This is a genomic window from Streptomyces sp. NPDC107498 (genome assembly GCF_055582805.1).
In genome coordinates this window covers 169184-187016 of record NZ_JBVJPE010000005.1, presented here as the reverse complement: position 1 = coordinate 187016, position 17833 = coordinate 169184, and the positions used below count along the sequence as shown (strand labels likewise).

Genomic DNA, 17833 nt, shown 5'->3' with positions numbered 1-17833 from the left:
TGATGCGTACTCCTTGTTCGAGTGGGTGAAGAGGAGAGGGGCGGGGCGGGACGGCGGTGCGCCGTCCCGCCCCGGGTGGAGGGGGATCAGACGGTCGCGGAGTACTGGCTGTCCTTCATGAGGAAGGTCGCCAGCGGCTTGCCGTCGCCCTTCGACATGGCGGTGAAGGTGACGCCCAGCTGGGACGCCGCCTTGCGGGCCAGCTTGATGTCGTCGGTGGCGGTGACCTGACCGCGCGGGATGATGAAGCGGTACTTCACCGCGGTCGTGCCACCGGCCTTGACGTCGGTGAACTCCAGGCCGAGGGCGCGCACGTCGGCGAACGGACGCTCGGCGATCTCGTAGCGGTAGGTGTCGACCGCCGGGGTCGGCTCGGCCTTCACCGCGTCGCCGCCCATGAAGAACGGCAGCGTGTCCTCGTTGAACTGGAGCAGCGAGAACTTCAGGGACAGGTCACGGCTCGAGTAGACGTAGTGGACCGGGGAGACCGACTGCCACGAGTCGATGGCCTCCAGCTTGTCCTTCTTCGAGAACGTGACGCCGTCGCCCGAGGTGAAGCCGAGGTCCTTCCAGCCCGCGCCGGACCAGTCGGTGGCGGAGTCCGTGCCGAAGGTGGCGGGGAGGGAGGTGCCGGCGTCGGCGACGTAGAGCTTGCCGATGCCTGCGACGCGGATCTCGGCGGAGTTGTTTCCTGCCATGGTGGTGTCTCTCCTTGTTTCGTGAGGGCTGCCGGTGCCCGGACGCCGTGTCCGGGTACGACAAAGGCCCCGCCGGACGGCGGGGCCTGGTCTGTGGGTCGCTGGGCGTCTAGAAGACGTCCAGCGAGAGCTGGATGACGCAGAGGTAGCGGTTGGCGCCCCGGTAGAGGTAGTCGGGCATCCAGCGCGGCCCGTCCTGCTCCTCGACGTCGCTGACGAAGGTGGCGCCGACCTGCTTGCCGATGGTGGCGAGCAGCGCCTGCCGGGCGGCGTTGGCGAGGACGTGGGCCGCGGTCTTGGTCGGCCCGTACACCTCGAACTCGACCAGCGGCTTGTCGACGTGCAGGTCGCCGATCCAGGCGCCGCCGCGGCGGTTCACCAGGACGGCGCTCTGCGTGCCGTCGAAGCCGGCCGGCGCCTGGGCGGCGACCGTGACGCCGGCCAGCGCCGGGGCGGCCTTGAGGACGTCGACGACCAGCTTCTCGACGTCCGGGAACGCACTCGGGGGAGTGGTCATGACGGTTCTCCTCGGGAGAAGGGGAGGCGGGGCGGGCGGTGCGGGTGGCCGTCCGGGGCGCTCGACGCGGGGAGGGGCGGGGGCGCGGAGCGCTCCCGGACGGCGGACGGCGGAGACTGCGGCCCGTCTCGCGGGCACAGCTCCGCCGCTGCACCAACTGTGACAGAGAGCGTGCGCGCACGCAACTAGTCCGTGCTCCGATCCGGAACGGCCCCCGGACCCGCCCCGGGGCCGGCCCCCGGACCCGCGGGGTCCGGGCCGCACGGGACCCCGCTAGGTTGGGCGCCCCCGACCGTCCAGGAGCCGCCCCGTGTCCCCCCGCCCCCGTCTGCTCCACGTGACCGACCTCGCCTACCCCGCCCGCGGCCGCCGGTACGGCGACGAGGACGTCCACCTCACCGGCCGGCTGCGCGAGAGCTTCGACCTGGCGCTCTGTCACCCGCTCGACGCCGCCGCCCTCATGGACGGGTTCGACGCCGTCGTCGTCCGCAACACCGGCCCGGTCATCGGGTACCGCGAGGAGTACGAGGCCTTCCGCGAGCGGGCCCGCGCCCTCGGCACCCGCGTCTACAACCCCCTCCACGGCCGCGGCGACATGGCCGGCAAGCAGTACCTCCTCGACCTCACCGCCGCCGGGTACCCCGTCATCCCCACCGTCGACCGGGCCGAGGACCTCCACCTCCTGCCGGAGGCCGCCGCGTACGCGGTCAAGCCGAAGGACGGCGCCGACTCCCTGGGCCTGCGGTTCCTGCGGTCCGAGGACCTCGCGGCGCTCACGTACGGCGAGCTCCTCGTCCAGCCGCGCGTCGACTTCCGGTACGAGGTCTCCTTCTACTTCGTCGACGACCTCTTCCAGTACGCCCTGTACGCCCCCGACCCCGAGCGCCGCTGGGTCCTGGAGCCGTACGAGCCCACCGCCGACGACCTCGCCCTCGCGCGCCGCTTCATCGACTGGAACACCCTCGACCACGGTGTCCAGCGCGTCGACGCCTGCCGCGCACCCGGCGGCGAACTGCTCCTCGTCGAGCTGGAGGACCTCAACCCGTACCTCTCCCTCGACCGCGTCCCCGAGGAGACCCGCGACCGCTTCGTCACCGCCCTCGTCGACTCCCTCCACCGCTTCCTGGAGGCGTGAGGGCGCCGCGGCACGACGAAGCGCCCCGCGTCCGGGAGGGACGCGGGGCGCTTCTCGTAGGAGTCGTGCGGAGGGGGTCAGGCGGTGCGGGGCCGGCGGCGGGCCAGGCGCTCCGCCGCGAAGACGTCCTCCAGGCGGAAGAGCTGCGCCCGGCCGGCCCGGCCCGCGGCCCGCAGGTGCCCGAGCTGGACCCACTTGCGGATCGTCGCGGGCGCCACTCCCGCCTCCTCGGCGGCCAGTGGGCCGGGGACCAGCGTCGGCAGGGCGGGCGAACTCAGCACGAGGTCTCCTTCGGGTCGTCCATGGCGGCTTCGATCTCCTCGGTACGGGTCCCCGAGGCCTCCGACAGCTCCTCCCACCGGTCCTCCGGCCACAGGTGCCGGTAGGCGGGGTCGTCCTGGCAGCCGCACACCTCGTCGGCGCAGACGCAGGCCGGGTTCACGCACAGCACCGCGCGCCGGTCCGGGAACGCCCGCAGCGACACCGAGTCGCACCAGGGGCAGCGGCCCGAGACCCGCACGACCGTCTCGGCGTCGCCGAGCGTCCGGGCGCAGCGCCGGGCCATCCTGCGGATCTCGTCCCGCACGTGCCGGGCCAGGTCCGGGTGGGCCGCGATCGGGTCGAGCAGCGCCACGAGGCGCCGGAGGCGGTCGATCACCCCGGCGCGGGGCGGGCGGGGCAGCGCGAGCCGGGCGCGGACCGCCTCCTCCAGTTCCACCACCCCGTCGGTGATGTCACGGATGGCGTCGGAGACGTGCAACCGGATCGGGGCGGCCCCGTGGCCGGGGACGGCGAGCCCGTGCCGCTGTTCGAGCAGCAGGGCCTCCCGGCGCTCCTCGCGGATCAGCTCGTCGCGGCCGGTGGGGGAGGGGCCGGTGGGGGAGGGGGAGGGGCCGCGCCGGCCGGGCGCGAGCTCCTCGGCGAGCTCGGGGAACTGCCGTACCAGGGAGGCGGTCCAGAGCGCGATGTCCCGCAGGACGGACTCGGTGTCGGTGCGGTCAGTCACGGCGGCCGCCTCCCGCCGGGGCGAGCGCCTTCGCCACGCGGCGGGCGTCCGCCGGACGTCCGTTGCGCCAGAGGCGGCCCGCGCAGACGCCGTCGAAGTAGCTCTCGGCCGGGGCCACCGCGGTCTCGCACTCGCTCCGCACGGGGCAGGCGGCGCAGGCCCGCAGGGCGGGGGCGGCCTCCTTGGCGCGGCGGGCGAAGACGACGGACGGGGAGAGGCCGGCGCACGCGGCGGAGGCCTGCCAGGGGGACGGATCGGGACGGAACAAGGGGTTCTCCACGGGCCGGGGCCCACCGGGGCCGTCCATGGGGCCGGTGGGGCGCCTGGGGCTCAGGGGGCCGACGAGTGCGGCGGCGAGCCAGACTTACACGTTGCGTGCGAGCGCGCAACAAAAATCGAAAGCACCCCGACCCACCCTTCACCGATTCGACACGATTGCGTGCCCGAAAGCACGTAATTCCGTGCGCGCAAGCACGCTAAGGTATGGCATCCGGAGGGTGGGGAGCGAGGAGCGGTACACATGAGCACTCAAGGGCTCGACGAGTTCGCAGGCTGGGTCGAAGGCCTGATGAGACGGCGTGGCTACGACATCGACAGCCCGCGCGGGGGCGGCAAGTCCCGGATCGCGGACGAGGCCGGCGTCCACCGCGCCGCCGTCACGCGGCTGCTGCAGCGGCAGAGCATGCCGGACCTGGAGACCATGCGCCGGATCGCCCCGCTGCTCGGCGTCTCCGTCCGCGACATGCTCATCCGGTCCGGCCGCGTGACCCCCGAGGAGCTCCCGATGGCGGCGGACCTGCTGCCGCCGAGCGACTGGCAGCCCTCGATGGAGGACTTCGCCCGCTGGCTGGGGGTCCCCGACGAGCGCATGGGCGTCTTCGTCAAGGTCGTCAACCAGTTCCTGGAGCCCGACACCGACACGGCGGACGCCGGCGAGGCCCCCGAGCCCCGCCGCACCGCCCGGGACTGACCCGGGACCGACCCGGGACCGACCCCGGGACCGACCTCGGGATCGACCTCGGGTCGGCCCCTTCCCGGGACCGTTCCGGCGCGCGCTCCGGCCTGTGCGCCGGGGCGGTCCGGGACCCCGGCCCCGGCCCGCGGCCCGGAGTCTCCGGGGCCCGGCCGGCGTCACCGCGCAGGAACGATCCGGAGTCGCCCCCCGCCGGGGCCCGTGCGCGTGGGCATTTGTTTTGACCGGAGTCCGTGCGATAGGTACGCTCAAGCCTTGTGCCTGGGGTGTGCCTGGGCTCCCGTGCGTGTCCTCAACCGCACGGCGAGTCATATACCGGCCACCGTGATCCGCGCTTTTTCCGCCCTGTGCGGAGGTCCGCGAGATTCGACACACCCGACCGCGTGGGTCGGCGAATGTTCCAGGTTAGTTTTACCGACGGCACACAGAAACCGGAGAAGTAGTGCCTACGATCCAGCAGCTGGTCCGCAAGGGCCGGCAGGACAAGGTCGAGAAGAACAAGACGCCCGCACTCGAGGGCTCCCCTCAGCGTCGCGGCGTCTGCACGCGTGTGTTCACGACCACCCCGAAGAAGCCGAACTCGGCCCTCCGCAAGGTCGCGCGTGTGCGTCTGACCTCCGGCATCGAGGTCACGGCCTACATCCCGGGTGAGGGTCACAACCTGCAGGAGCACTCCATCGTGCTCGTGCGCGGTGGCCGTGTGAAGGACCTGCCGGGTGTTCGTTACAAGATCATCCGCGGTTCCCTCGACACGCAGGGCGTCAAGAACCGTAAGCAGGCTCGCAGCCGCTACGGCGCCAAGAAGGAGAAGTAAGAATGCCTCGTAAGGGCCCCGCCCCGAAGCGCCCGGTCATCATCGACCCGGTCTACAGCTCTCCTCTTGTCACCTCGCTGATCAACAAGATCCTGCTGGACGGCAAGCGTTCCACCGCCGAGCGCATCGTGTACGGCGCCATGGAGGGTCTTCGCGAGAAGACCGGCCAGGACCCGGTCATCACGCTGAAGCGCGCTCTCGAGAACGTCAAGCCGGCCCTCGAGGTCAAGTCCCGCCGTGTCGGTGGCGCCACCTACCAGGTGCCGATCGAGGTCAAGCCGGGCCGCGCGTCCACGCTGGCCCTCCGCTGGCTCGTCGGTTACTCCCGCGCCCGTCGCGAGAAGACCATGACCGAGCGCCTCATGAACGAGCTCCTCGACGCCTCGAACGGCCTCGGTGCGGCCGTCAAGAAGCGTGAGGACACGCACAAGATGGCCGAGTCCAACAAGGCCTTCGCGCACTACCGCTGGTAGTCGCAACCCACATCGAGACCGAGAGAAGACTGAAGCCTTATGGCTACCACTTCGCTTGACCTGGCCAAGGTGCGCAACATCGGCATCATGGCCCACATCGACGCGGGCAAGACGACCACCACCGAGCGGATCCTGTTCTACACCGGCGTTTCCTACAAGATCGGTGAAGTCCACGACGGCGCTGCCACGATGGACTGGATGGAGCAGGAGCAGGAGCGCGGCATCACGATCACGTCCGCCGCGACGACCTGCCACTGGCCGCTCGAGAATGTCGATCACACGATCAACATCATCGACACGCCGGGTCACGTCGACTTCACCGTCGAGGTGGAGCGTTCGCTGCGCGTGCTCGACGGTGCTGTCACCGTGTTCGACGGTGTGGCCGGCGTCGAGCCCCAGTCCGAGACCGTCTGGCGTCAGGCGGACCGCTACGGCGTTCCGCGCATCTGCTTCGTCAACAAGCTCGACCGGACCGGTGCCGACTTCCTCCGCTGCGTCGACATGATCGTGGACCGCCTCGGCGCGACCCCGATCGTCATGCAGCTCCCGATCGGTGCCGAGGCCGACTTCCAGGGCGTCATCGACCTGGTCCGCATGAAGGCCCTCGTCTGGTCCGCCGAGGCCTCCAAGGGCGAGATGTACGACGTCGTCGACATCCCGGCCGACAAGGTCGAGCTGGCCGACGAGTACCGCGCCAAGCTCGTCGAGGCCGTGGCCGAGAACGACGAGGAGCTCATGGAGCTCTTCCTCGAGGGCACCGAGCCCACCGAGGAGCAGCTCTACGCGGCGATCCGTCGGATCACCATCGCCTCCGGCAAGGGCGGCGAGACCACGGTCACCCCCGTGTTCTGTGGCACCGCGTTCAAGAACAAGGGCGTTCAGCCCCTGCTCGACGCCGTCGTCCGCTACCTGCCGTCCCCCCTGGACGTCGAGGCCATCGAGGGCCACGACGTCAAGGACGCCGAGGTCGTCGTCAAGCGCAAGCCGTCCGACGAGGAGCCGCTGGCCGCCCTCGCGTTCAAGATCGCGAGCGACCCGCACCTCGGCAAGCTCACCTTCGTCCGGATCTACTCCGGTCGCCTGGAGGCCGGCACCGCGGTGCTGAACTCCGTCAAGGGCAAGAAGGAGCGCATCGGCAAGATCTACCGCATGCACGCGAACAAGCGTGAGGAGATCGACTCGGTGGGCGCCGGCGACATCGTCGCCGTCATGGGCCTCAAGCAGACCACCACCGGTGAGACGCTGTGCGACGACAAGAACCCGGTCATCCTGGAGTCCATGGACTTCCCGGCGCCGGTCATCCAGGTCGCCATCGAGCCCAAGTCCAAGGGTGACCAGGAGAAGCTGGGTGTCGCCATCCAGCGTCTCGCGGAGGAGGACCCCTCCTTCCAGGTCCACTCGGACGAGGAGACCGGCCAGACCATCATCGGTGGCATGGGCGAGCTCCACCTCGACATCCTCGTCGACCGCATGCGTCGCGAGTTCAAGGTCGAGGCGAACGTCGGCAAGCCGCAGGTCGCGTACCGCGAGACGATCCGCAAGGCCGTCGAGCGCGTGGACTTCACCCACAAGAAGCAGACCGGTGGTACCGGTCAGTTCGCCAAGGTGCAGATCGCGATCGAGCCCATCGAGGGTGGCGACGCCTCCTACGAGTTCGTGAACAAGGTCACCGGTGGCCGCATCCCGAAGGAGTACATCCCTTCGGTCGACGCGGGTGCGCAGGAGGCCATGCAGTTCGGCATCCTGGCCGGCTACGAGATGACCGGCGTCCGCGTCATTCTTCTCGACGGTGCCTACCACGAGGTCGACTCCTCCGAGCTCGCGTTCAAGATCGCCGGTTCGCAGGCCTTCAAGGAGGCCGCGCGCAAGGCTTCTCCCGTCATCCTCGAACCGATGATGGCCGTCGAGGTCGTCACGCCCGAGGACTACATGGGCGAGGTCATCGGTGACATCAACTCCCGCCGTGGCCAGATCCAGGCCATGGAGGAGCGCAGCGGCGCCCGCGTCGTGAAGGGCCTCGTGCCGCTCTCGGAGATGTTCGGCTACGTCGGAGACCTCCGCAGCAAGACCTCGGGTCGCGCAAGCTACTCGATGCAGTTCGACTCCTACGCCGAGGTTCCGCGGAACGTCGCCGAGGAGATCATCGCGAAGGCCAAGGGCGAGTAACTCTCCCGAGTTCACGCTTTAGGCTTGACACCAGTCGCCGGGGCTCAGCCCCCCGAAACCCGAGGGATCGGGCCCCGGTTTACTGGCATCCCAGCAAAGATCACCTGGCGCCGATGAAGCAAGGCGTTCAGAACCACTCCAGGAGGACCCCAGTGGCGAAGGCGAAGTTCGAGCGGACTAAGCCGCACGTCAACATCGGCACCATCGGTCACATCGACCACGGTAAGACGACCCTCACGGCCGCCATTACCAAGGTGCTGCATGACGCGTACCCGGACCTGAACGAGGCCTCGGCCTTCGACCAGATCGACAAGGCTCCCGAGGAGCGCCAGCGCGGTATCACGATCTCGATCGCGCACGTCGAGTACCAGACGGAGTCGCGTCACTACGCGCACGTCGACTGCCCCGGTCACGCCGACTACATCAAGAACATGATCACGGGTGCGGCGCAGATGGACGGCGCCATCCTCGTGGTCGCCGCCACCGACGGCCCGATGCCGCAGACCAAGGAGCACGTCCTCCTTGCTCGCCAGGTCGGCGTTCCGTACATCGTCGTCGCCCTGAACAAGGCCGACATGGTGGACGACGAGGAGATCCTGGAGCTCGTCGAGCTCGAGGTCCGTGAGCTCCTCTCCGAGTACGAGTTCCCGGGCGACGACCTGCCGGTCGTCCGCGTCTCCGCGCTCAAGGCCCTCGAGGGCGACAAGGAGTGGGCGGACAAGCTCCTCGGTCTGATGAAGGCCGTCGACGAGTCCATCCCGCAGCCCGAGCGTGACGTCGACAAGCCGTTCCTGATGCCGATCGAGGACGTCTTCACGATCACCGGTCGTGGCACCGTCGTCACCGGTCGTATCGAGCGTGGTGTCCTCAAGGTCAACGAGACCGTCGACATCATCGGCATCAAGACCGAGAAGACCACCACCACGGTCACCGGCATCGAGATGTTCCGCAAGCTGCTCGACGAGGGCCAGGCCGGTGAGAACGTCGGTCTGCTCCTCCGTGGCATCAAGCGCGAGGACGTCGAGCGCGGCCAGGTCATCATCAAGCCGGGTTCGGTCACGCCGCACACCCAGTTCGAGGCCCAGGCCTACATCCTGTCGAAGGACGAGGGTGGCCGTCACACCCCGTTCTTCAACAACTACCGCCCGCAGTTCTACTTCCGTACCACGGACGTGACCGGCGTCGTGACCCTCCCCGAGGGCACCGAGATGGTCATGCCGGGCGACAACACCTCCATGTCCGTCGAGCTGATCCAGCCCGTCGCCATGGAGGAGGGCCTCAAGTTCGCCATCCGTGAGGGTGGCCGGACCGTCGGCGCCGGCCAGGTCGTCAAGATCACTGCCTGATCTTGAACTGACCTGGTAGCTCGTACGAGCTGCTGAGCAGTGAGGGAAGGCCCCGCACCGAGAGGTGCGGGGCCTTCTCGCGTGTCCGGGGCCCAGGGGGGTCCGGCCCGATCGGCGGGACGCGTCCTACGGCCGCCAGCTCCACGGGTGGCCGTTCGCGCCGAGGCCCACCACGGTCGCCCCGCGCGCGTCCAGGCGGAGCGCGGTCGAGACGGCCGCCTCCCTCCGCGTGCGGAGCCGGCCGCCGGTCCTCAGGGCCACCCGCCCCTTCTCGTCCGTGCCGAGCAGGACGGTCCCGAGCGCGGCCGACCGCGCGGCGACCACGTCCCCGTACCCGTCGAGACCGGCGTCGCCGTCCGGGCCGGCGAGCCGCGCGGACGCCGGCGCCCGGTGGTACAGCGCCCCGTCCGCGCTCGCCACCGTGGACCCGGAGGGCGGCAGCGCGGCCCGCTGGAGGACCCCGTCCACCCAGTGCCGCACGGCGTCCCGGCCCGCCGCGTACACGTGCACCCGGCCGGCCGCGTCCGCCGAGACGGCCAGGCCGTCCTGGACCTCCGCGCCGCCGGGGAGCGGCCGCCACGGGGACCAGGACCCGTCCGCCGCCCGGACCCGCGTCGACACGCCCTTGTCCGCGTTCCGTACGAAGAGGTGGACCCGGCCGTCGGGGGCCGCGAGCGCCACCGGGGCGCCGATCCTGCGACCCCGGTCGTCCGAGCGCTCCGGACTCCCCAGGCCCCGCCAGGCCAGGAAGCCGCCGCCGGGGGAGCGCTGCTCCAGGAGCACCACCTCGCGCCGGTCGGCCCCGCCGTGCCCGTCGAGCGCGGCGAACCGCACCCCGAGGAGCAGCACCCGGCCGTCGCCGAGCACCGCCGAACCGAGCGCGGGCGCGAGCGGGCCGCCGCCCAGGTCCACCGGCCCGCCCCAGACGCCGGGTGCGGACTCCCGCCAGCGGACCGCGCGCAGCCCCAGCACCCCGTACGCCGCGAGCCGGCCGTCCGGTTCCTCGGCGAGGGCCGGGCCCGCGCCCGGCCAGCGGTGGTGCGTGGAGCGCACCCAGCCCTTGCGGTTGGTCAGCGGTCGGTCGCCGCCGACGCCGTAGTCGCCGCAGCCGGAGGGGTTCCCGCACGGCCAGGACGGGTCGCCGCCGTACGGGACGAGCCGGGCGGCCTTCTCCGCCAGGACGGCGGGCGGGAGGTTCTTGGGCCAGTGGCGGTTGTAGTAGCCGCGGAAGGCGGTGGTGGTGAACGCCGGTATCGGCTCGCCGTCCCGGACCGCGTCCGTGACCCAGCGGCACAGCGCGGCCCAGGTGAAGGAGGCGACCGCCGTGTGGTCCCCGTGGTCGGCGTACCCCGGCTGCTCGGAGTCGCGGCTCCGGGTCGCCCCGTCGCTGTGCTGGATGTCGGGGTCCGGGTCGAGCGTGTGCACGACCGTGGGCCGGTGGCGGCGGAGCAGGCCGACGAGGGCGTCGACCAGCTGGTCGTAGTCGTAGGTGTCGGCGCGGGTGACGGGGGAGCCGGCCGACAGATGGGTGCGCAGCTCCAGGGCCCGGTCCCGCCAGAGCGCGGGCACGGCCATGAAGCGGCGGTTGGTGTGCATCGGCAGGTTGAGGAAGACCAGCTCGACCCGGCGGGAGCCGTGCGCCAGGGCGTCGACCTCGACCCGTCTTCCGCCGGGGAGCGTCAGCACCTCGCGGCGCCACGGCGTGAACGCCGGGAGGCCGAGCGCCACCGCGTACGACTGGCGCAGGCCCTGGTGGCGGGCGGAGGAGTAGGCGGCCCGGTCCGGGGGGGTCTCCGGCATCCCCGCGATCCGGTTCCGGCCGGTGTGCTCGCCGGCCGTCACGTACACGGAGACGAGCGGGACGCCCGCGTCGAGCAGCCGCTGCGTGTCCGGGTTCATGAAGTACAGGTCGTCGTCCGGGTGCGCGGAGAACTGCATGAGCAGCGCCCGCCGGGTCCGGGTGGAGGCGATCGGCCTGCCCGGCGCGGGATCGGCCGTCGGCGCGGTCCGGCGCGGCTCCGGTACGGAACACCCGGCGGCGGTCGCGGTGACCGCGAGGGCGGCGGCGAGAACCGTCCGCCGACGGGGTGGAGTGTGCAAGGCGGGGCCCCCTTCGCTCGTCAGTCCAGGGGAAGACGGATGTGCGAGCGGCGGGGTTGTGCCCCGGCGGCCCCCTCGGGAGGATCTTCGAAAAAAATCTTGGAGAGGGTGCGGACGGATGTCGAGGACGCGATCCTGGCAACGACCGAAGGGTGACAGCGCGCCACCGGGGCGGGCGGGACGGGGAGGACACCCGAGATGAAGTACGTCGCGATGATCTACGGCAACCAGGCCAAGTGGGACTCCTTCCCGGCCGAGGCCTGGCCCGAGGCGATCGCCCGGCAGGAGGCCTTCAACCGCAGGTACCGGGAGACCGGCGAGCTGATCGGCGCGTACGGCCTCGCCGACGCGGCCGCCGCCCAGCTCGTCCGGCGCGAGGGCGGGGCCCCCGCCGTCACCGACGGCCCGTACCTGGAGACCAAGGAGTACCTCGCCAGCTTCTACCTGCTGGACTGCGACAGCCTGGAGCGGGCCCAGGAGATCGCCGCCGACATGCCCTTCGCGGACGTCGACCCCGTCGAGCTGTGGCCGGTCCTGCACGAGTCCGCGGCGGACGTGTGACCGGCGCGCACGAGATCGAGGACCTGCTGCGCACGTGCGCGCCGCAGGTCCTCGGCGCCCTCGTCCGCCGCCACGGCGGCTTCGACCTCTGCGAGGACGCCGTCCAGGAGGCCCTGATCGCGGCCGCGCGGCAGTGGCCCGAGGAGGGGGTGCCCGAGCACCCGCGCGGCTGGCTGCTGACCGTCGCCACCCGCAGGTTCGTCGACCTGGTGCGCGCCGAGGCCGCCCGTCGCCGCCGGGAGGACGCCGTCGCCCTCGCGACCCCGGACTCCGAGCTCCTCGCCCGCGCCGCCGACGACGCGCCGGACGCCGACCGGGACGACTCCCTGTCCCTGCTCTTCCTCTGCTGCCACCCGGACCTGTCGCCGCCCAGCCGGATCGCGCTCACCCTGCGGGCCGTCGGCGGCCTCACCACCGCCCAGATCGCCGCCGCCTTCCTCGTGCCCGAGTCGACCATGGCGCAGCGGATCAGCCGGGCCAAGCAGACGATCAGGGCCGGCGGCTGGTCGCTCGCGCTGCCCGAGGGGGAGGAGCGCACCGCGCGCCTCGCCGAGGTGCGGCACGTGCTCTACCTCGTCTTCAACGAGGGCTACACGGCCAGCGGCGGCGACGCGCTCACCGCGCCCGAGCTGTCCACGGAGGCGATCCGGCTGGCCCGGATGCTGCACCGGCTCGTCCCCGACGACACCGAGACGGCGGGCCTGCTCGCGCTGATGCTGCTCACCGACGCCCGCCGCCCGGCCCGCACGGGCCCGCGCGGGGAACTCGTACCGCTCGCGGAGCAGGACCGGGGGAGCTGGGACGGCGGGCTGATCGCCGAGGGCGCGGCGCTGCTCGGCCGCACCCTGCCGAAGGGCCGGGTCGGCCCGTACCAGCTCCAGGCGGCGATCGCGGCCGTGCACGACGAGGCCCCGTCCGCCGGGGCCACGGACTGGCCGCAGATCCTCGCCCTGTACGAGCTCCTGGAGCGCACCGGGCCGAATCCGATGGTCACCCTCAACCGCGCGGTCGCCGTCGCCATGGTCCACGGCCCGAAGGCCGGTCTGGAGCTCCTCGACGGCCTCGCGGCGGACCGGATGCTCGCCCGGAACCACCGCCTCCTGGCGACCCGCGCGCATCTCCTCGAACTCCTCGGCGAGAAGGAGGACGCGGCCGCCGCCTACCGCGAGGCGGCCCGGCACACCACGAGCGCACCCGAGCGGCGGCATCTGACGGAGCGGGCCCGGCGCCTGGGATGACGGCGGGGACGGGGGCGTGCGCGTCAGGAGCGCGCGCCCGGCGCATGGTCGTACGTGACGTGGGGTACAGTCTTCGATCCCGATTGGCGGCCGGATGGCCCCGTATGGCAGACTGTCGGGGTTGCTCGGTTGAGTGCCGATGCTGCGCGCCTCCCGTCGGGAGGACCGGAAGCGAGTCCCACAGTACTCGTCGCCCCTTTTCAGGGGCGGACGTACGGGAATCTTCTGGGAAGCGTCAGCGGGGTGCCGGCCAGGCGCCCGGTGGGTGATTCGCCCCCGGCCTGCGGTCATGGCGACCGCGCCCCCTTGGTTGGGAAGTCCTCAGGGACTTCTGCGTAGAGGGAGCGCGACACGCCCGACCGCGTGGGTCGGAGGAAACCGGCGCTTCCTCAAGAAGCGCAGCGCATCGGGTTCCAGAGCGTTACGAGACAAAGGACTACTAGTAGCCATGGCGGGACAGAAGATCCGCATCCGGCTCAAGGCCTACGACCACGAGGTCATCGACTCCTCGGCGAAGAAGATCGTCGAGACGGTGACCCGTACTGGTGCGTCGGTCGCGGGCCCGGTGCCGCTGCCCACTGAGAAGAACGTGTACTGCGTCATCAAGTCGCCGCACAAGTACAAGGACTCGCGCGAGCACTTCGAGATGCGCACGCACAAGCGCCTCATCGACATCCTCGACCCCACGCCGAAGACGGTTGACTCGCTGATGCGCCTCGACCTGCCGGCGGGCGTCGACATCGAGATCAAGCTCTGAGGTGACGCGCGAGATGGCTAAGAACATCAAGGGCATCCTGGGCGAGAAGCTCGGCATGACGCAGGTCTGGGACGAGAACAACCGGGTCGTCCCGGTGACCGTCGTCAAGGCCGGCCCGAATGTCGTGACCCAGGTCCGTACGAACGACGTCGACGGCTACGAGTCGGTCCAGATCGCCTTCGGCGAGATCGACCCGCGCAAGGTGAACAAGCCCCTCAAGGGCCACTTCGCCAAGGCCGACGTCACCCCGCGCCGCCACCTGGTGGAGCTCCGCACCGCTGACGCCTCCGAGTACACGCTCGGCCAGGAGATCACCGCCGAGGTCTTCGAGGCCGGCGTGAAGGTCGACGTCACCGGCAAGAGCAAGGGCAAGGGCTTCGCCGGTGCGATGAAGCGCCACAACTTCCGTGGTGGCAAGGCCTCGCACGGTGCCCACCGCGTGCACCGCAAGCCCGGTTCGATCGGTGGCTGCGCCACCCCGGGCCGTGTCTTCAAGGGCATGCGCATGGCCGGTCGCATGGGCAACGAGCGTGTGACCACCCAGAACCTGACCGTCCACGCCGTTGACGCCGAGAAGGGTCTGCTGCTCATCAAGGGCGCCGTCCCCGGCCCCAACGGTGGCCTCGTCCTGGTCCGCACCGCGGCCAAGGGGGTTTGAGGAACCGATGAGCACCATTGACATCCTTTCGCCGTCTGGCGACAAGGCCGGGACCGTCGAGCTCCCCGAGGAGATCTTCGGCGCCAAGGTCAGCGTCCCGCTGATCCACCAGGTCGTCGTCGCGCAGCTGGCCGCGGCCCGTCAGGGCACGCACAAGACCAAGACCCGTGGCGAAGTCCGCGGTGGTGGCAAGAAGCCTTACCGCCAGAAGGGCACCGGCCGCGCCCGTCAGGGTTCGACCCGCGCCCCGCAGTTCGCCGGTGGTGGCGTCGTGCACGGTCCCGTGCCGCGTGACTACTCGCAGCGGACCCCGAAGAAGATGAAGGCCGCCGCCCTCCGCGGTGCCCTGTCGGACCGGGCGAACCACTCCCGCATCCACGTCGTCACCGGCGTGGTCGAGGGTGCGATCTCCACCAAGGCCGCCAAGACGCTGTTCGGCAAGATCTCGGAGCGCAAGAACCTGCTCCTGGTCGTCGAGCGCTCCGACGAGGCCGCGTGGCTGTCCGCCCGCAACCTGCCCCAGGTGCACATCCTGGAGCCGGGCCAGCTCAACACGTACGACGTGATCGTCTCCGACGACGTGGTCTTCACCCAGGCCGCCCTCGAGTCCTTCGTGTCTGGCCCCCAGACCGCTGAGACCGAAGGGAGCGACGCCTGATGACTGAGGCCGTCGTCACCAGCAAGACCTTCTCGGACCCGCGCGACATTCTCGTCAAGCCGGTCGTCTCGGAGAAGAGCTACGCCCTGCTGGACGAGAACAAGTACACGTTCATCGTCGCGCCTGGCTCCAACAAGACCCAGATCAAGCAGGCCGTCGAGGCGGTCTTCTCGGTCAAGGTCACCGGGGTCAACACGATCAACCGCCAGGGTAAGCGCAAGCGCACCAAGGCCGGTTTCGGCAAGCGCAAGGACACCAAGCGCGCCATCGTGACCCTTGCCGAGGGCAACCGTATCGACATCTTCGGCGGTCCGACCGCCTAACGGCGGTCTGGATCGTCCGGAATCGGACGAGGACTGAGAAATGGGAATCCGCAAGTACAAGCCGACTACGCCGGGCCGCCGTGGCTCCTCCGTAGCCGACTTCGTCGAGATCACGCGGTCCACGCCGGAGAAGTCGCTGGTCCGCCCCCTGCACAGCAAGGGCGGCCGTAACAACACCGGTCGTGTGACCGTCCGTCACCAGGGCGGTGGCCACAAGCGCGCCTACCGCGTGATCGACTTCCGTCGTCACGACAAGGACGGCGTGCCGGCCAAGGTCGCTCACATCGAGTACGACCCCAACCGCACCGCGCGCATCGCGCTCCTCCACTACGTGGACGGCGAGAAGCGTTACATCATCGCCCCCAAGGGTCTGACCCAGGGCGACCGCGTCGAGAACGGCCCGGGCGCGGACATCAAGCCCGGCAACAACCTGGCGCTCCGCAACATCCCGGTCGGTACCACGATCCACGCGATCGAGCTCCGTCCCGGTGGCGGCGCCAAGTTCGCCCGCTCGGCCGGTGCCTCCGTGCAGCTGCTGGCGAAGGAGGGCACGATGGCCCACCTCCGCATGCCGTCCGGTGAGATCCGTCTCGTCGACGCCCGCTGCCGCGCCACCATCGGCGAGGTCGGCAACGCCGAGCAGTCGAACATCAACTGGGGCAAGGCCGGCCGCAAGCGCTGGCTGGGCGTTCGCCCGACCGTCCGCGGTGTGGCGATGAACCCGGTCGACCACCCGCACGGTGGTGGTGAGGGCAAGACCTCCGGTGGTCGCCACCCGGTCTCCCCGTGGGGTCAGAAGGAGGGTCGTACTCGTTCGCCGAAGAAGGCTTCGAACAAGTACATCGTCCGCCGCCGCAAGACGAACAAGAAGCGCTAGGAGCGGGTTTAGATGCCGCGCAGTCTCAAGAAGGGACCCTTCGTCGACGGCCACCTCGTCAAGAAGGTGGACGCCCAGAACGAAGCCGGTACCAAGAACGTCATCAAGACCTGGTCCCGTCGCTCGATGATCATCCCGGCCATGCTCGGCCACACGATCGCGGTGCACAACGGCAAGACCCACATTCCGGTGTTTGTCACCGAGTCGATGGTCGGCCACAAGCTCGGCGAGTTCTCGCCGACGCGCACCTTCCGGGGTCACGTGAAGGACGACCGGAAGTCGAAGCGCCGCTAACAGCGGGGTGGAATGACCATGACAGACACTGGAAGGACAACCATGGAAGCCAGGGCCCAGGCGCGGTACATCCGCGTCACGCCCATGAAGGCCCGCCGCGTGGTGGACCTTATCCGTGGCATGGACGCCACGGAGGCTCAGGCGGTCCTGCGTTTCGCCCCGCAGGCCGCGAGCGTGCCGGTTGGCAAGGTGCTGGACAGCGCCATCGCCAACGCCGCGCACAACTACGACCACAGTGACGCCTCTTCGCTGTACATCAGCGAGGCGTACGTGGATGAGGGCCCGACCCTGAAGCGGTTCCGTCCGCGTGCCCAGGGCCGTGCCTACCGGATCCGTAAGCGGACCAGCCACATCACCGTGGTCGTCAGCAGCAAGGAAGGAACCCGGTAATGGGCCAGAAGGTTAACCCGCATGGGTTCCGGCTCGGCATCACCACGGACTTCAAGTCCCGCTGGTACGCCGACAAGCTGTACAAGGACTACGTCAAGGAAGACGTCGCCATCCGTCGGATGATGACGTCCGGCATGGAGCGCGCCGGCATCTCGAAGGTGGAGATCGAGCGCACCCGTGACCGCGTGCGTGTGGACATCCACACCGCTCGTCCGGGCATCGTCATCGGCCGCCGTGGCGCCGAGGCCGACCGCATCCGCGGCGACCTCGAGAAGCTCACGGGCAAGCAGGTCCAGCTGAACATCCTCGAGGTCAAGAACCCCGAGATGGACGCCCAGCTGGTCGCCCAGGCCGTTGCCGAGCAGCTCTCCTCCCGCGTCTCCTTCCGTCGTGCCATGCGCAAGAGCATGCAGGGCACGATGAAGGCCGGCGCCAAGGGCATCAAGATCCAGTGCGGCGGTCGTCTCGGCGGCGCCGAGATGTCCCGCTCGGAGTTCTACCGCGAGGGCCGCGTGCCCCTGCACACGCTCCGCGCGAACGTCGACTACGGCTTCTTCGAGGCCAAGACGACCTTCGGCCGCATCGGCGTGAAGGTCTGGATCTACAAGGGCGACGTCAAGAACATCGCCGAGGTCCGCGCCGAGAACGCCGCGGCCCGTGCGGGCAACCGCCCGGCCCGTGGCGCCGGCGCCGGCGACCGCCCCGCCGGCCGTGGTGGCCGTGGTGGCGAGCGTGGCGGCCGCGGCCGCAAGCCGCAGCAGCAGTCCGCGCCGGCTGCCGAGGCCCCCAAGGCCGAGGCTCCCGCCGCCGCTGCCGCTCCGGCTGAGAGCACCGGAACGGAGGCCTGAC

Annotated in this window: 22 protein-coding genes; 16 read left to right on the top strand and 6 right to left on the bottom strand. The window is 70.4% G+C overall.

The annotated features are described in order from the left end of the window. Positions 1 to 86: 86 nt before the first annotated feature. Positions 87 to 698: a phage tail tube protein gene (locus tag ACZ66Z_RS11305; protein ID WP_469933708.1), complete on the bottom strand. Its 612-nt coding sequence runs from the start codon at positions 696 to 698 to the stop codon at positions 87 to 89. Between the two features lie 109 nt (positions 699 to 807). After that, positions 808 to 1215 carry a hypothetical protein gene (locus ACZ66Z_RS11300; RefSeq protein ID WP_469933707.1) on the bottom strand — a complete coding sequence of 136 codons (408 nt, stop codon included), beginning with the start codon at positions 1213 to 1215 and terminating at the stop codon, positions 808 to 810. Between the two features lie 310 nt (positions 1216 to 1525). Between ACZ66Z_RS11300 and ACZ66Z_RS11295 the strand changes: the two genes are divergently transcribed. Next, positions 1526 to 2350 carry an ATP-grasp domain-containing protein gene (locus ACZ66Z_RS11295; protein WP_469933706.1) on the top strand — a complete coding sequence of 275 codons (825 nt, stop codon included), beginning with the start codon at positions 1526 to 1528 and terminating at the stop codon, positions 2348 to 2350. 77 nt (positions 2351 to 2427) lie between these two features. Here the strand turns inward: ACZ66Z_RS11295 and ACZ66Z_RS11290 are convergent, their stop codons facing one another. The 3 genes from ACZ66Z_RS11290 to ACZ66Z_RS11280 are packed head-to-tail and all read right to left on the bottom strand — an operon-like array spanning position 2428 to position 3624. Continuing rightward, positions 2428 to 2631 (bottom strand): MerR family transcriptional regulator, encoded by a 204-nt coding sequence (locus ACZ66Z_RS11290; RefSeq protein ID WP_030687838.1) that lies wholly within the window; start codon positions 2629 to 2631, stop codon positions 2428 to 2430. Continuing rightward, positions 2625 to 3356 carry a hypothetical protein gene (locus ACZ66Z_RS11285; protein ID WP_469933705.1) on the bottom strand — a complete coding sequence of 244 codons (732 nt, stop codon included), beginning with the start codon at positions 3354 to 3356 and terminating at the stop codon, positions 2625 to 2627. The genes ACZ66Z_RS11290 and ACZ66Z_RS11285 overlap by 7 nt, the downstream gene beginning before the upstream one ends. Next, positions 3349 to 3624 (bottom strand): WhiB family transcriptional regulator, encoded by a 276-nt coding sequence (locus tag ACZ66Z_RS11280; protein ID WP_469933704.1) that lies wholly within the window; start codon positions 3622 to 3624, stop codon positions 3349 to 3351. Before ACZ66Z_RS11280 ends, ACZ66Z_RS11285 begins: the two co-directional genes overlap by 8 nt. Before the next feature lie 252 nt (positions 3625 to 3876). Here ACZ66Z_RS11280 and ACZ66Z_RS11275 point away from each other — a divergent pair, with 252 nt between their 5' ends. From ACZ66Z_RS11275 to tuf, 5 genes are all read left to right on the top strand, one after another. After that, positions 3877 to 4326 (top strand): helix-turn-helix domain-containing protein, encoded by a 450-nt coding sequence (locus ACZ66Z_RS11275; protein ID WP_093874540.1) that lies wholly within the window; start codon positions 3877 to 3879, stop codon positions 4324 to 4326. A 445-nt stretch (positions 4327 to 4771) separates the two neighbouring features. Next, positions 4772 to 5143 carry a 30S ribosomal protein S12 gene (rpsL, locus tag ACZ66Z_RS11270; RefSeq protein ID WP_003948652.1) on the top strand — a complete coding sequence of 124 codons (372 nt, stop codon included), beginning with the start codon at positions 4772 to 4774 and terminating at the stop codon, positions 5141 to 5143. 2 nt (positions 5144 to 5145) lie between these two features. Beyond that, the gene (gene rpsG / locus ACZ66Z_RS11265; RefSeq protein WP_015035567.1) at positions 5146 to 5616 is read left to right on the top strand and encodes a 30S ribosomal protein S7; all 471 of its coding nucleotides are present in this window, start codon (positions 5146 to 5148) and stop codon (positions 5614 to 5616) included. Positions 5617 to 5655: 39 nt separating this feature from the next. Next, positions 5656 to 7782, top strand: coding sequence for an elongation factor G (gene fusA / locus ACZ66Z_RS11260; RefSeq protein ID WP_469933703.1), 2127 nt, complete (start codon positions 5656 to 5658; stop codon positions 7780 to 7782). A gap of 152 nt (positions 7783 to 7934) precedes the next feature. Next, positions 7935 to 9128: an elongation factor Tu gene (gene tuf, locus ACZ66Z_RS11255; protein ID WP_030687826.1), complete on the top strand. Its 1194-nt coding sequence runs from the start codon at positions 7935 to 7937 to the stop codon at positions 9126 to 9128. A gap of 126 nt (positions 9129 to 9254) precedes the next feature. Here tuf and ACZ66Z_RS11250 read toward each other — a convergent pair whose 3' ends face one another. Further along, positions 9255 to 11228, bottom strand: a complete 1974-nt coding sequence (locus tag ACZ66Z_RS11250) for a PIG-L family deacetylase (protein ID WP_469933702.1) — start codon at positions 11226 to 11228, stop codon at positions 9255 to 9257. Positions 11229 to 11426: 198 nt separating this feature from the next. Between ACZ66Z_RS11250 and ACZ66Z_RS11245 the strand changes: the two genes are divergently transcribed. The 10 genes from ACZ66Z_RS11245 to rpsC all read left to right on the top strand — a co-directional run bounded on the left by ACZ66Z_RS11245 (position 11427) and on the right by rpsC (position 17832). Beyond that, a complete protein-coding gene (locus tag ACZ66Z_RS11245; RefSeq protein ID WP_469933701.1) occupies positions 11427 to 11789 on the top strand; it encodes a YciI family protein in 363 nt (120 codons plus the stop codon). Further along, entirely contained in the window at positions 11786 to 13027 is a 1242-nt protein-coding gene (locus tag ACZ66Z_RS11240) for an RNA polymerase sigma factor (protein ID WP_469933700.1), read from the top strand. Before ACZ66Z_RS11245 ends, ACZ66Z_RS11240 begins: the two co-directional genes overlap by 4 nt. 448 nt (positions 13028 to 13475) lie before the next feature. Then, the gene (gene rpsJ / locus ACZ66Z_RS11235; protein WP_003948644.1) at positions 13476 to 13784 is read left to right on the top strand and encodes a 30S ribosomal protein S10; all 309 of its coding nucleotides are present in this window, start codon (positions 13476 to 13478) and stop codon (positions 13782 to 13784) included. A gap of 13 nt (positions 13785 to 13797) precedes the next feature. Next, entirely contained in the window at positions 13798 to 14442 is a 645-nt protein-coding gene (gene rplC, locus ACZ66Z_RS11230; RefSeq protein ID WP_030687820.1) for a 50S ribosomal protein L3, read from the top strand. 7 nt (positions 14443 to 14449) lie between these two features. Continuing rightward, positions 14450 to 15100, top strand: coding sequence for a 50S ribosomal protein L4 (rplD, locus tag ACZ66Z_RS11225; protein ID WP_469933699.1), 651 nt, complete (start codon positions 14450 to 14452; stop codon positions 15098 to 15100). After that, positions 15100 to 15423: a 50S ribosomal protein L23 gene (gene rplW / locus ACZ66Z_RS11220; RefSeq protein ID WP_024755407.1), complete on the top strand. Its 324-nt coding sequence runs from the start codon at positions 15100 to 15102 to the stop codon at positions 15421 to 15423. Before rplD ends, rplW begins: the two co-directional genes overlap by 1 nt. A gap of 40 nt (positions 15424 to 15463) precedes the next feature. Continuing rightward, positions 15464 to 16300, top strand: coding sequence for a 50S ribosomal protein L2 (gene rplB, locus ACZ66Z_RS11215; protein WP_030208986.1), 837 nt, complete (start codon positions 15464 to 15466; stop codon positions 16298 to 16300). Between the two features lie 12 nt (positions 16301 to 16312). Beyond that, the gene (rpsS, locus tag ACZ66Z_RS11210; protein ID WP_015035577.1) at positions 16313 to 16594 is read left to right on the top strand and encodes a 30S ribosomal protein S19; all 282 of its coding nucleotides are present in this window, start codon (positions 16313 to 16315) and stop codon (positions 16592 to 16594) included. 42 nt (positions 16595 to 16636) lie between these two features. After that, a complete protein-coding gene (gene rplV, locus ACZ66Z_RS11205) occupies positions 16637 to 16984 on the top strand; it encodes a 50S ribosomal protein L22 (RefSeq protein WP_030208989.1) in 348 nt (115 codons plus the stop codon). Continuing rightward, on the top strand, positions 16984 to 17832 hold the full coding sequence (gene rpsC, locus ACZ66Z_RS11200; protein ID WP_033201982.1) for a 30S ribosomal protein S3: 849 nt from the start codon (positions 16984 to 16986) through the stop codon (positions 17830 to 17832). The genes rplV and rpsC overlap by 1 nt, the downstream gene beginning before the upstream one ends. The last annotated feature ends 1 nt before the right edge of the window (position 17833 follow it).

What these genes read in the sequence shown, in the direction of transcription:
- rplW (WP_024755407.1), top strand. Translation starts at nt 15,100, where the DNA reads ATGACTGAGGCCGTCGTCACCAGCAAGACCTTCTCGGACCCGCGCGAC.
- ACZ66Z_RS11245 (WP_469933701.1), top strand. Translation starts at nt 11,427, where the DNA reads ATGAAGTACGTCGCGATGATCTACGGCAACCAGGCCAAGTGGGACTCC.
- rplD (WP_469933699.1), top strand. Translation starts at nt 14,450, where the DNA reads ATGAGCACCATTGACATCCTTTCGCCGTCTGGCGACAAGGCCGGGACC.
- ACZ66Z_RS11305 (WP_469933708.1), bottom strand. Translation starts at nt 698, where the DNA reads ATGGCAGGAAACAACTCCGCCGAGATCCGCGTCGCAGGCATCGGCAAG.
- rplV (WP_030208989.1), top strand. Translation starts at nt 16,637, where the DNA reads ATGGAAGCCAGGGCCCAGGCGCGGTACATCCGCGTCACGCCCATGAAG.
- ACZ66Z_RS11275 (WP_093874540.1), top strand. Translation starts at nt 3,877, where the DNA reads ATGAGCACTCAAGGGCTCGACGAGTTCGCAGGCTGGGTCGAAGGCCTG.
- rpsS (WP_015035577.1), top strand. Translation starts at nt 16,313, where the DNA reads ATGCCGCGCAGTCTCAAGAAGGGACCCTTCGTCGACGGCCACCTCGTC.
- rpsC (WP_033201982.1), top strand. Translation starts at nt 16,984, where the DNA reads ATGGGCCAGAAGGTTAACCCGCATGGGTTCCGGCTCGGCATCACCACG.
- rpsG (WP_015035567.1), top strand. Translation starts at nt 5,146, where the DNA reads ATGCCTCGTAAGGGCCCCGCCCCGAAGCGCCCGGTCATCATCGACCCG.
- fusA (WP_469933703.1), top strand. Translation starts at nt 5,656, where the DNA reads ATGGCTACCACTTCGCTTGACCTGGCCAAGGTGCGCAACATCGGCATC.
- ACZ66Z_RS11300 (WP_469933707.1), bottom strand. Translation starts at nt 1,215, where the DNA reads ATGACCACTCCCCCGAGTGCGTTCCCGGACGTCGAGAAGCTGGTCGTC.
- rpsJ (WP_003948644.1), top strand. Translation starts at nt 13,476, where the DNA reads ATGGCGGGACAGAAGATCCGCATCCGGCTCAAGGCCTACGACCACGAG.
- rplB (WP_030208986.1), top strand. Translation starts at nt 15,464, where the DNA reads ATGGGAATCCGCAAGTACAAGCCGACTACGCCGGGCCGCCGTGGCTCC.
- rplC (WP_030687820.1), top strand. Translation starts at nt 13,798, where the DNA reads ATGGCTAAGAACATCAAGGGCATCCTGGGCGAGAAGCTCGGCATGACG.